At 54.7% G+C, this 12,519-nt stretch carries 9 protein-coding genes; 6 read left to right on the top strand and 3 right to left on the bottom strand.

What is annotated here, in order from left to right:
- Positions 1-42: 42 nt before the first annotated feature.
- From znuA to lpxM, 3 genes are all read left to right on the top strand, one after another.
- Positions 43-1,068 carry a zinc ABC transporter substrate-binding protein ZnuA gene (gene znuA, locus EH206_RS12535; protein WP_009113136.1) on the top strand — a complete coding sequence of 342 codons (1,026 nt, stop codon included), beginning with the start codon at positions 43-45 and terminating at the stop codon, positions 1,066-1,068.
- Between the two features lie 13 nt (positions 1,069-1,081).
- Complete coding sequence (gene mepM / locus EH206_RS12530) at positions 1,082-2,407, top strand: murein DD-endopeptidase MepM (RefSeq protein WP_009113135.1); 1,326 nt, start codon at positions 1,082-1,084, stop codon at positions 2,405-2,407.
- Positions 2,408-2,547: 140 nt separating this feature from the next.
- Positions 2,548-3,519 (top strand): lauroyl-Kdo(2)-lipid IV(A) myristoyltransferase, encoded by a 972-nt coding sequence (gene lpxM, locus EH206_RS12525; protein ID WP_009113134.1) that lies wholly within the window; start codon positions 2,548-2,550, stop codon positions 3,517-3,519.
- Between the two features lie 179 nt (positions 3,520-3,698).
- Here lpxM and pyk read toward each other — a convergent pair whose 3' ends face one another.
- Together pyk and EH206_RS12515 are read right to left on the bottom strand one after the other, a co-directional pair.
- A complete protein-coding gene (gene pyk / locus EH206_RS12520) occupies positions 3,699-5,141 on the bottom strand; it encodes a pyruvate kinase (protein WP_009113133.1) in 1,443 nt (480 codons plus the stop codon).
- A 194-nt stretch (positions 5,142-5,335) separates the two neighbouring features.
- The gene (locus tag EH206_RS12515; protein WP_009113132.1) at positions 5,336-6,205 is read right to left on the bottom strand and encodes a MurR/RpiR family transcriptional regulator; all 870 of its coding nucleotides are present in this window, start codon (positions 6,203-6,205) and stop codon (positions 5,336-5,338) included.
- A gap of 365 nt (positions 6,206-6,570) precedes the next feature.
- Between EH206_RS12515 and zwf the strand changes: the two genes are divergently transcribed.
- Together zwf and EH206_RS12505 are read left to right on the top strand one after the other, a co-directional pair.
- Positions 6,571-8,046: a glucose-6-phosphate dehydrogenase gene (gene zwf / locus EH206_RS12510; protein ID WP_009113131.1), complete on the top strand. Its 1,476-nt coding sequence runs from the start codon at positions 6,571-6,573 to the stop codon at positions 8,044-8,046.
- Between the two features lie 120 nt (positions 8,047-8,166).
- Positions 8,167-8,808, top strand: coding sequence for a bifunctional 4-hydroxy-2-oxoglutarate aldolase/2-dehydro-3-deoxy-phosphogluconate aldolase (locus tag EH206_RS12505; RefSeq protein WP_009113130.1), 642 nt, complete (start codon positions 8,167-8,169; stop codon positions 8,806-8,808).
- Between the two features lie 65 nt (positions 8,809-8,873).
- Here the strand turns inward: EH206_RS12505 and purT are convergent, their stop codons facing one another.
- The gene (purT, locus tag EH206_RS12500) at positions 8,874-10,052 is read right to left on the bottom strand and encodes a formate-dependent phosphoribosylglycinamide formyltransferase (protein ID WP_009113129.1); all 1,179 of its coding nucleotides are present in this window, start codon (positions 10,050-10,052) and stop codon (positions 8,874-8,876) included.
- Positions 10,053-10,215: 163 nt separating this feature from the next.
- Between purT and EH206_RS12495 the strand changes: the two genes are divergently transcribed.
- A complete protein-coding gene (locus tag EH206_RS12495) occupies positions 10,216-12,252 on the top strand; it encodes a S9 family peptidase (protein WP_009113128.1) in 2,037 nt (678 codons plus the stop codon).
- The last annotated feature ends 267 nt before the right edge of the window (positions 12,253-12,519 follow it).

Here is a 12,519-nt window from a genome sequence, read left to right as displayed (position 1 = left end):
TGTTATAATATAACAAACTACACATTAAATCGATGAGATGACATGCAAATGCCCATTCAACAATATAAATGGTTAAAAAGTGTGTTTGTTGCCAGCGCACTGATGGTTTCCGGTGCGACGATTAACGCTGCTAGCGCCGCGGTGGTTGCCTCTATCCGTCCGCTGGGTTTTATCGCCTCGGCGATAACGGACGGCATTACGCCAACTGAAGTGCTGTTGCCCAACGGCGCGTCGCCCCATGATTATGCCCTGCGCCCGACTGATGTCCAGCGTTTACAATCCGCCGAGCTGATTATTTGGGTGGGGCCGGAAATGGAAGCCTTTCTCGGCAAGCCGCTATCGCAGATTGCTCCGGCCCGGAAGATTACTCTGGCTGAATTACCGGCATTAAAGACGCAACTGGTAAAAGAATCCGGGCATCGGCACGAAGAGGGCGACGACCATGATGATTCGCATCACCATCATGATGGTGAATCGCACGCGGCCGAGCACCATCATACGGCCGAAGCGGCGCATGAGGAAGAGAGCGAAGGGCATCACCATGGTGAGTACAATATGCACATTTGGCTGTCGCCGGAGATGGCAAAACAGGCCGCGATCGCCATTCATGAAAAATTATTGGAACTTATGCCTCAAAATAAAGACAAATTAGACGCGAATCTGCTTTATTTCACAGATAAAATCGCGCAAACAGATGAAAAAATTGCTAATATGCTAGCGCCTGTGCGGGATAAGGGTTATTTTGTTTTTCATGACGCCTATGGCTACTTTGAGCAACGCTATGGTTTAAGCCCATTAGGCCATTTTACCGTCAACCCGGCGATTCAACCCGGCGCACAGCGCTTACATCAAATTCGAACACAGTTGGTTGAGCATAAAGCCGTATGTGTTTTTGCTGAGCCACAATTCAGGCCGGCCGTTATTAATGCTGTCGCCAAGGGAACTGACGTGCGCTCGGGCGTGCTGGATCCATTGGGAAGCGATATCGCACTGGGTAAAGACAGCTATGTGAATTTTCTGTCACAGCTGTCGGGCCAGTATCTGAGCTGCCTGAGGGAAAAATCATGAGGATGCGAAATAAGTGCAGCAGATAGTCCGAACTATCGCTCTGGCGTATAACAGCTTACCAAGACCCCACCGCGTCATGCTGGGGTCGCTTACCGTTATCACACTGGCCGTCGCCGTTTGGCGGCCTTTTGTTTATCCCCCCGCTAATGATGCCCCGGTGATAGTGAAAGATATCGCTCTGGATGCCAGCCAGCAGTTGAGCACGCTGACGCCGGAGGCCAGCGAGCCTATCGATCAGCCCACGCCGGATGATGAAATTCCGCAGGATGAACTGGATGATAAAGTCGCTGATGACGGCGGGGTGCATGAGTATGTGGTTTCAACCGGTGATACGTTAAGCAGCATTCTCACCCAGTACGGCATCGATATCGCGGATGTTACCCGGCTTGCCGAACAAAATCGCGATCTGCGTAATCTCAAGATCGGTCAGCAAATATCCTGGGTGCTGGGGGAAAACGGCGAATTGCAGAGTCTGACCTGGCAGATGTCCCGCCGTGAAACCCGAATTTATGAACGCGCCGGTTCCGATTTTAAAGAACGGATTGAAATGCTGAAGGGGGAATGGCGCAACAGCGTGCTGAATGGCCGGCTGAATGGCAGTTTCGTCAATAGCGCCAGAAACGCAGGCTTAACCAACAGTGAAGTCAGCTCGGTCATCAAGGCGTTGCAATGGCAACTGGATTTTCGCAAGCTGCGCAAAGATGATACCTTCTCCGTGCTGCTGTCTCGCGAGATACTGGACGGCCGCAGTGAACAGAGCGAACTGCTCGGCGTTCGCCTGAATACCGGCGGTAAGGATTATTTCGCCATCCGCGCCGAAGACGGTAAATTCTACGATCGTGAAGGTTCCGGCTTGACGCGCGGGTTTATGCGTTTCCCCACCATGAAACAGTTCCGTATCTCCTCTAATTTCAATCCTCGCCGTCTCAATCCCGTTACCGGTCGCGTCGCGCCGCATAAAGGCGTTGATTTTGCGATGCCGGTGGGTTCGCCGGTGCTGGCCGTCGGCGATGGGGAAGTGGTCATAGCCAAGCGCAGCGGCGCGGCGGGTAACTATGTGGCGATCCGTCACGGTCGCCAGTACACCACGCGTTATATGCACCTGAACCGCATCCTGGTGAAGCCGGGGCAAAAAGTTAAACGCGGCGATCGCATTGGCTTATCCGGCAATACCGGGCGCTCTACCGGGCCGCACCTGCACTATGAATTCTGGGTAAACCAGCAGGCGGTCAACCCATTAACGGCTCAACTGCCGCGTTCTGAAGGCCTGGCCGGTAAAGAGCGTCGTGATTATCTGGCGCAGGTGAAAGAGGTTGTTCCGCAGCTTAAGTTTGATTAATTTCTGACGGCGAGTTTTTAGCCGGTGGCCCTGCGCCGCCGGCGTTTTTATTTATGGGCTGCTGCGCTCTTTGTCGCTTTCTGCGACGCGACGGCGATAATAATGGCGAGCTATCCATAATTTATCTGAAGAGTTGATGTATGGAAAAAGAGCAAAAAACGCGCGCTGAGTTTATTCCTCAGTTCCAGAAGGCTTTTTATCATCCACGATACTGGGGCACCTGGCTGGGTATCGGGGTCATGGCGCTCATCGCCTATGTGCCTGCCGGTTTGAGAAATCCTGTTGTGGGCGGATTAGGCCGTTTGGTCGGGCGACTGGCCAAGGGCGCTCGCCGGCGCGCCCGCATTAACCTGCTGTACTGCATGCCGGAGTTAAGCGAGGCCCAGCGCGAAACTATCATCGACAATATGTTTGCCACCGCACCGCAGGCGATGGTCATGATGGTGGAAGTAGGGCTACGCGCTCCCGAAACGGTGGAAAAACATGTCCGCTGGCACGGTGAAGAGATTTTGAATCAGTTGAAGGAGCAGGGCAGGAATGTGATTTTTCTGGTGCCGCATGGTTGGGCGGTGGATATTCCGGCAATGCTGCTTAGTTCCCGCGGGCAACTTATGGCCGCCATGTTCCACAACCAGAAAAACGCGCTGGTGGACTACTGGTGGAACAGACTGCGTCGCCGCTTTGGCGGACATATGCACGCCCGCAACGATGGCATCAAACCTTTTATCAGCTCTGTGCGCCAGGGATATTGGGGATATTACCTTCCCGATCAGGACCACGGCCAGGAGTACAGCGAATTTGTCGATTTTTTTGCCACCTATAAGGCGACGTTGCCCGTGGTCGGCCGCCTGATGAAGGTGTGCCGTGCCGATATTGTGCCGCTGTTCCCGGTATATAATGCCAAAGAGTGCTGTCTGGAGGTGTTTATCCGCCCGCCGATGAGCGATCTGGCCGACGCCGGGGATGACTACATTGCCCGGCGTATGAACGAGGAAATAGAAATCTTTGTCGGACCGCACCCCGAGCAATACACCTGGATTTTGAAATTGCTGAAAACCCGCAAGCCGGGAGAAATTGAACCTTATCGCCGGGACGATCTTTACCGCGATTAGTTTTTGCGCTTTTATCCGCCAGGCTATATCGAATACAGCGCGCTTGACCCTGTATATAAAGACGCCTATGCCAGGATAATTAAACGGGCCAAATATGGCGCAGTGAAATAAAAAAAACCGGACGGGGCGAACCGTCCGGTTTTTATCTAAACGCGTATCAGCATCAGGCGTGCCGTCGGTTATTCCACGCGCAGAATGCGGATGGTGTTGGTGGTGCCAACCGTACCCATCACGTCACCCTGGGTGACAATAACCAGATCTCCGGACATCAGGAATCCCTTGTCGCGCAGCCGGATCACCGCATCATTGGCGGCGGCGACGCCGTCGGTATAGCTGTCGAAATGGACCGGCGTAACGCCGCGATAAAGCGCGGCCAGATTCAGCGTGTGCTCATGGCGCGACATGGCGAAAATGGGCAGGCCGGAACTGATACGCGACATCATCAGCGCGGTGCGCCCCGATTCCGTCATGGCGATCAGCGCCGTCACCCCTTTCAGATGGTTAGCGGCGTACATCGCCGACATGGCGATTGACTCTTCCGTATTATCGAACTGCGTATCAAGCCGATGTTTGGAGACGTTGATGCTGGGGATCTTTTCCGCGCCAAGGCAAACCTTGGCCATCGCCTCCACCGTTTCAGCCGGATACTGCCCCGCGGCGGTTTCCGCGGAAAGCATCACGGCATCGGTGCCGTCCAGCACGGCGTTGGCCACGTCCATAACCTCGGCGCGCGTCGGCATCGGATTGGTGATCATGGATTCCATCATCTGTGTGGCGGTGATCACCACTCGGTTGAGCTTACGGGCGCGGCGGATAAGTTTCTTCTGAATACCAACCAGTTCGGGATCGCCGATTTCAACGCCCAAATCACCGCGCGCCACCATAACCACATCGGAAGCCAGAATAATGTCGTCCATGGCCTCATCGGAGGCAACCGCTTCCGCCCGTTCAACCTTGGAGACGATTTTCGCATGACAGCCGGCGTCGCGCGCCAGCCGGCGGGCGTAATTCAGATCCTCTCCGGTGCGGGGGAAGGAGACCGCCAGATAGTCAACGCCGATTTTTGCCGCGGTAAGGATATCTTGCTTATCTTTTTCCGTCAGCGCTTCGGCGGAAAGCCCGCCGCCGAGCTTGTTTATCCCTTTGTTGTTGGACAGCGGCCCGCCGACGGTAACTTCGGTATAAACTTTCATGCCTTCAACCTGAAGGACTTTCAATTGTACGCGGCCGTCGTCCAACAGCAGAATATCGCCGGTAACAACGTCGCCGGGCAGACCTTTATAATCGATACCGACTTTTTCTTTATCGCCGTCGCCTTTGGACAAATTGGCGTCCAACAGGAATTTATCCCCGATATTGAGGAAAATTTTACCTTCCTTAAAGGTGGAGACGCGGATTTTGGGTCCCTGCAAATCGCCAAGAATGGCAACATGGCGGCCTAATCTTGCCGCAATTTCACGCACTTTATCGGCACGTAATTGATGGTCTTCTGCTGTGCCGTGAGAAAAATTCAGGCGTACTACGTTAGCGCCTGCGGCAATGATCTTTTCCAGATTATTGTCGCGGTCCGTAGCTGGCCCCAGGGTAGTGACGATTTTGGTTCTTCTGAGCCGTCTGGACATGTATAACTCCGTTGACTGGTGAAGCAGTAGTGGTGCGATTAATGTCAGGTAACAGGGTAAAGTGTAACTTTACAACCAAACTATTTCATCTGAGTTACCCGAATTCCGTATTGAGTCTGGTCCGTTTATGGTTATTATATCTCTTATGCCAATCGATTATAACTTGATAATAAAATACGTTAAGCGTTAAAAAATCAGCTGAAAGGGTTGCTAAAACCTTCCCCTTTATCAAAGCGTGATTCCCGCAGCGCTTCTTTGACTCGCTTCAAGTTATCTCTGAATTTTGCTCCGCGCCGCAGCGTGAAGCCGGTGGCCAGCACGTCGATCAGCGTAAGTTGCGCAATGCGGGATACCATCGGCATATAAACATCCGTATCCTCCGGGACATCGACCCGCAGCGCCAGAGAGGCTTCATGTGCCAAAGGCGTTGCCGCGGAGGTAATGGCGATCACCGTGGCGTCGTTCTCGCGCGCCAGCCGCGCCATCTCGACCAGGCCCTTGGTCCTTCCGGTGTGTGAAATAAGCACCACGACATCCCCCTCGCTGGAGTTCATGCAGCTCATGCGTTGCATCACGATGTCGTCAAAGTAGACCACGGGAATATTGAAGCGGAAGAACTTGTTCATAGCGTCATGGGCGACCGCCGCCGAGGCGCCAAAACCGAAGAAGGAGATCTTCTTCGCCTGGGTAAGCAGGTCCACCGCCCGGTTAACCGCGGCAATATCCAGACAGGATTTCACATGCTCCAGACCGGCCATCGTCGATTCAAAAATTTTGCTGGTATAGGAGTCAACACTATCATCTTCTTCGACGTTGCGATTCACATAAGGTGTGCCATTCGCCAGACTTTGCGCCAGATGCAGTTTAAAATCAGGAAAGCCTTTGGTTTCAAGACGGCGGCAAAAACGGTTGACGGTGGGCTCGCTCACCACCGCCATTCTGGCCAGGGTTGCAATACTCGAATGGATTGCCGTTTGCGGCGCGCTCAGGATCACTTCAGCGACTTTTCTTTCCGATTTGCTCAGAATTTCCAGGCGACTCTGAATTTTTTCCAGCATATTCATATGACGAAGTCCATGTGAATTTTTCCTATTTCAGCTAAAGAAGCAACCGATGCGGATTTCGTGAAATATACTACGACCCTGTAGCGGTTGGCAGCGGGCGTAACGTCAAGTCGCGCGCTTTTTTTGCCAGAACATGACATGTGTCTAACTTTCAGAAAAGTAATCTGTTGTCAGAAACGGTGAAAAATTTCTCTTCCCGCCATAGGCAGCATGCGCTTTCGTCATGCTTGCAAGCCAGTTTTTTTTGCGGCGTTCAGTCAGTTTAAACCGAATTCTGCCTGGGGGGACGGGTTTACTGCCCGGAGTTAAAAAGAGTACATTACTGCTGTAATAAAATTACAGTATCCTGCAACGAGGAGATGAACATGGCGGTAACTTCAACGGCTCAGGCATGCGACCTGGTTATTTTCGGCGCGAAGGGCGATTTGGCGCGCCGTAAATTGCTGCCCTCCCTGTACCAGTTGGAAAAAGCGGGTCATATCCATCCGGAAACGCGGATCATTGGCGTCGGGCGGGCCGAATGGGATAAAGCGGAATATACCCGCATCATTCGCGATGCGCTGGATACGTTTATGAAAGAACCCATTGACGAGGCGCTATGGCAAACGTTAAGCGCACGGTTGGAATTCTGCAATCTCGATGTTGAAGATACGCCAGGGTTTAGCAAACTGGGCAAAATGCTCGACCAGAAAAATCGCACCACCATTAACTACTTCGCCATGCCGCCCAGTACGTTTGGGGCTATCTGCCGGGGACTGGGCGCCGCGGGGCTGAACAAAGAGCCGTCGCGCGTGGTGATGGAAAAACCGCTGGGAACGGATTTGGCCTCCTCGCGGGTGATTAACGATCGGGTCGCCGAGTATTTTGACGAGTGCCAGGTTTACCGTATCGACCACTATTTAGGCAAAGAGACGGTGCTGAACCTGCTGGCGCTGCGTTTTGCCAACTCGCTGTTCTCCGCCAACTGGGATAACCGGACGATCGACCACGTACAAATCACGGTGGCCGAAGAGGTGGGCATCGAAGGGCGCTGGGGCTATTTTGATAAAGCGGGTCAGATGCGCGATATGATCCAGAACCATCTGCTGCAGATTCTGACCATGATTGCCATGTCGCCGCCTTCCGACCTGACAACCGATCGCATCCGTGATGAAAAAGTGAAAGTATTGCGCTCCTTGCGCCGTATCGATCGCAGCAACGTGCATGAAACCACCGTGCGCGGCCAGTATACGGCGGGATTTGTTCAGGGCAAAAAAGTGCCGGGCTATCTGGAAGAGGAAGGGGCGAATAAAATCAGCGATACGGAAACCTTTGTCTCGATCCGTGTCGATATCGATGACTGGCGCTGGTCGGGCGTGCCTTTTTACCTGCGTACCGGTAAACGCCTGCCAACCAAATGTTCCGAAGTGGTGGTGTACTTTAAAAACCCGGCGCTGAACCTGTTCCGCGACTCCTATCAGCAACTGCCGCAGAACAAACTGATTATCCGCCTGCAGCCGGATGAGGGCATTGAAATTCAGATCCTGAATAAAATTCCCGGCCTGGAGCACAAACACCGTTTGCAGACGGTGAAGCTGGATCTGAGCTTCTCCGAGACGTTTAATCAGCAGCATCTGGCGGACGCCTACGAGCGGCTGTTGCTGGAAACCATGCGCGGCATCCAGGCGCTGTTCGTGCGCCGTGATGAAGTAGAGGAAGCCTGGAAGTGGGTTGATTCGATTATGGATGCCTGGTCGATGGACAACGACGCGCCCAAGCCTTATCAGGCCGGCACCTGGGGGCCGGTGGCGTCGGTGGCGATGATCACCCGCGACGGGCGTTCCTGGAACGAATTTGAATAGCGGTTTTATATCGGTGTGACTAACGGTGCGGTCGGATGTCTGCTGCTAATGCAGACCCCTGTGGCAGGGGCGCGCTATATCGTTAATGGTGCCTGCGGGCATGACTGGAGATAACTCTTGATGAAAAACTGGCAAACGAGCGCGGAACAAATTTTGACGGCGGGCCCCGTGGTTCCCGTTATCGTGGTCAACAAGCTGGAACATGCGGTGCCGATGGCAAAAGCCCTGGTTGCCGGCGGCGTTCGCGTTCTGGAGCTGACATTGCGCACCGACTGCGCCGTAGACGCTATCCGCGCTATTGCCAAAGCGGTGCCTGAAGCGATTGTTGGCGCCGGTACGGTAACCAATCCGCAACAGCTGGCCGCGGTAACCGAGGCCGGGGCGCAATTCGCCATCAGTCCGGGACTGACGGAACCGTTGCTGCGGGCGGCAACGGAGGGCAGCATCCCGCTGATCCCGGGGATCAGCACCGTCTCTGAACTGATGCTGGGGATGGATTACGGTTTACGCGAGTTTAAATTCTTCCCGGCGGAAGCCAACGGCGGCGTTAAAGCGTTACAGGCGATCGCCGGGCCGTTCGCGCAAATTCGCTTCTGTCCCACCGGGGGGATTACGCCCAACAACTACCGTGATTATCTGGCGCTGAAAAGCGTACTGTGCGTCGGCGGCTCCTGGCTGGTGCCGAACGATGCGCTGGAAAGCGGCGATTATGCGCGTATCACCGAACTGGCGCGTGAAGCGGTAGCCGGGGCGAAAGGATAATAAGACAAGGTTGCCGACGGTATAAAGCCATCCACGCGGATGGCTTTATACCGACTCGACAGAGCTTAACCGCTGACCTTCACCGCCGCCGCGGTTTTTTTCGCCAGCGCAACGGCATCGTCGCTGGTTTGCGCGCTTGCCAGCGCCACGCCCATCCGGCGTTTGCCGCTGATTTCCGGTTTGCCGAACAGGCGGATCTGGGTGTGGGGGAGCAAGGCGCTCTCCAGCCGCTGATAGCGCACGTTGCGGCTATCCAGCTCCGGAAGAATCACCGCGGAGGCCGCGGCGCCGTATTGACGAATGGCGCCGATCGGCAATCCGAGAAAGGCGCGCACATGCAGGGCAAATTCTGACAGATCCTGCGAGATCATCGTCACCATCCCGGTATCATGGGGGCGCGGCGAGACTTCGCTGAAAATAACCTCGTCGCCGCAGACAAACAGCTCCACGCCGAACAGCCCGTAGCCACCCAGCGCTTTTACCACCTCGGCGGCTATTTTTTGCGCCCGCTCCAGCGCCAGCGGGCTCATTTGCTGTGGCTGCCAGGATTCGCGATAGTCGCCGTCCTCCTGACGGTGGCCGATGGGGGCGCAGAAGTGAATACCGTCCACCGCGTGGATGGTCAGCAGGGTGATTTCGAAATCAAAATCGACTAATCCCTCAACGATAACCCGCCCGCCGCCGGCGCGCCCGCCCTGCTGGGCATAGCGCCAGGCCTTATCCAACTGACCGGATTCCCGCAGCAGACTTTGTCCTTTGCCAGATGAACTCATCACCGGCTTGACGATACAGGGGTAGCCAATGTCCGCCACCGCCTGATGAAAGCCGGTTTCGTCGTCGGCAAAGCGATAGCTTGAGGTCGGCACGCCCAGCGTTTCGGCCGCCAGGCGGCGAATGCCCTCGCGATTCATCGTCAGGCGGGTTGCTTGCGCGCAGGGCACCACGCGATGGCCTTGCCGTTCGAGCGTCACCAGCATATCGGTGGCGATGGCCTCAATCTCGGGCAAGATATAATCAGGGCGTTCGGATTCAACCAACGCCTTTAACGCCGCGCCGTCCAGCATATCAATGACGTGGCTGCGATGGGCAACCTGCATGGCAGGCGCATCGGCGTAGCGATCAACGGCGATCACCTCGATACCCAAACGTTGACACTCAATGGCGACTTCCTTGCCCAACTCACCGGAGCCAAGCAGCATCACGCGCGTGGCGTCGGCGCGCAGGGCTGTTCCAATCGTTAACATAGCCTATACCCGATATGGTTGTGAAAAATGGGCGCAGTATAAACGAAAACGTTTGCGTACGCATCCGAGGCCATGCGGCGCGGTAGGGAAAACGCCGCCGTGACTTGGCATCGGACGGGAATCGTGCCACTCTTTTTATTCACGAACCAAGGACCTGAATAACATGACAGCACCGCAAGCAGCAAAAAGACCCCATCCGCTGACCGTTCATAATGATACACGCATCGATAACTACTATTGGCTGCGCGACGACCAGCGTAGCGATCCTGACGTGCTGGCCTATCTGCATCAGGAGAACCGCTACAGCCGCGAGGTGATGGCGCCTTATGACGGGCTGAAACAGTCGTTGTATGACGAAATGGTCAACCGGATACCATCGGAGGATATGTCGGTTCCCTACGTCAGAAAGGGTTACCGTTACCAGAGCCGCTATGAGCCGGGCAAAGAATATCCCATCTATCGTCGCCAGCCCGAAAGCGTGACGGATGAATGGGAGACGCTGCTGGACGGCAATCAGCGGGCGGAGAATCATGAGTTTTATAGCCTGGGGACGCTGGAGGTTAGCCCGGATAATCAGCTGTTGGTGTTGTCGGAGGATTTTCTGTCCCGCCGGCAGTACGACATTCGGTTTCGCGATCTGCGCAGCGGCGAGTGGTTGCCCGACGTTATTGAAAAGGTCTCCTCCGGGGCGGAGTGGTCGGCTGACTCCGGCATGCTTTATTACGTGCGCAAACATCCGCAAACCTTATTGCCGTATCAGGTTTATCGCCATCGGCTGGGAAACGATCCGGCGGCCGATGAACTGGTGTATGAGGAGAAGGATGATACCTATTACGTCAGCCTGGGCAAGACGACCTCGGAACGTTATATCATCGTTTACCTTAGCAGCACCACCACAACCGAGGTGCTGCTGATCGACGCGGCGCGCCATGACGCCGCGCCGCAGGTGTTTATCCCCCGGCGTAAAGATCACGAGTATGGCGTCGACCACTATCGGGACGCCTTTTACCTGCGCTCCAACCGGGAAGGAAAAAACTTTGGTCTGTATCGAACGCTGGAAGCAGGGGAAGGTAGCCTGGAAACGCTGATTGCGCCGCGGGAGCAGCGCGTTATTGAAGGTTTCGAGCTGTTTCGCGACTGGCTGGTGGTGGAGGAAAGGGAGCGGGGACTTACCAGCCTGCGGCAAATTAACTGGCAGACGCGGGAAGAGAAAAACATCACCTTCAATGACGCCAGCTACGTTACCTGGCTGTCGTATAACCCAACGCCGGAAACCGCGCTGCTGCGCTACGGCTACGCGTCCATGACCACCCCGAGTTCGCTCTTTGAATTGAATATGGATACCGGCCGGCAACGGTTGCTCAAACAGGCGGAAGTGAAGGACTTTAGCGCGGATAATTATTGCAGCGAACGTTTGTGGATTACCGCCCGCGACGGCGTTGAAGTCCCGGTCTCCCTGGTCTATCACCGCGAACATTTCAAACCCGGCCAAAATCCCATTCTGGTCTACGGCTATGGCGCCTATGGCAGCAGCATGGATGCGGATTTCAGCGTCAGCCGGCTTAGCCTGCTGGACCGTGGGTTTGTCTTTGCGCTGACGCATATTCGCGGCGGCGGCGAACTGGGGCAGCAGTGGTATGACGACGGACGATTGCTGAATAAAATGCATTCGTTTACCGACTTTATCGATGTATCGCAGGCGCTGGCCGACAAGGGTTATGGCGATCGGCAAAAAATGTTCGCCATGGGCGGCAGCGCGGGTGGCTTATTGATGGGCGCGGTGGTGAATTTTGCGCCGGATCTGTTTAAAGGCGTCGTCGCGCAGGTGCCGTTTGTCGACGTACTAACCACCATGCTGGACGAGTCCATCCCGCTAACCACCGGTGAGTATGAAGAGTGGGGGAATCCGAACGATCGTCGCTATTATGACTATATCAGGCAATACAGCCCGTACGACGGGGTAACCGCTCAGGGCTATCCGCATATGCTGGTTACCACCGGATTGCATGACTCGCAGGTTCAGTATTGGGAACCGGCAAAATGGGTGGCCAAGCTGCGGGAAATAAAAACCGATCAGCGTTTTTTGCTGCTGTATACCGATATGGATGCCGGGCACGGCGGAAAGTCTGGACGCTTCAAACATTATGAGGATATTGCGCTGGAGTATGCGTTCTTGCTGATGGTGCTTGAAATCGATTGAGGTGGTGAGAGTAAACCCGCTGTAATGCGGGTTTACCGATCAGCATTGTTGGCTTTTAGGTGATATCCGCCTGTGGCTGCGCTTTCTTGGCCTTTTTGTCCGCGCGCTTTTCAACGGCGGTTTTCAGCGGTTTTTTCTTGCTGTTCTTTTTGCTGTCCATTCCTTTACTCATTTCTGACCTCGCTTGGTAAAAGGTTGGCTTACCAACCCATTAACCGCTTGTTTGGTGCCATATGCAAGGATAAAATATTTTTTATCGCGATGAAA

Origin of the sequence: Brenneria nigrifluens DSM 30175 = ATCC 13028 (assembly GCF_005484965.1) — a bacterium.
Classification (GTDB): Bacteria; Pseudomonadota; Gammaproteobacteria; order Enterobacterales; family Enterobacteriaceae; genus Brenneria; species Brenneria nigrifluens.
Note: the sequence above shows the minus strand (reverse complement) of the source record. Positions and strands in the feature narration are given on the sequence as shown.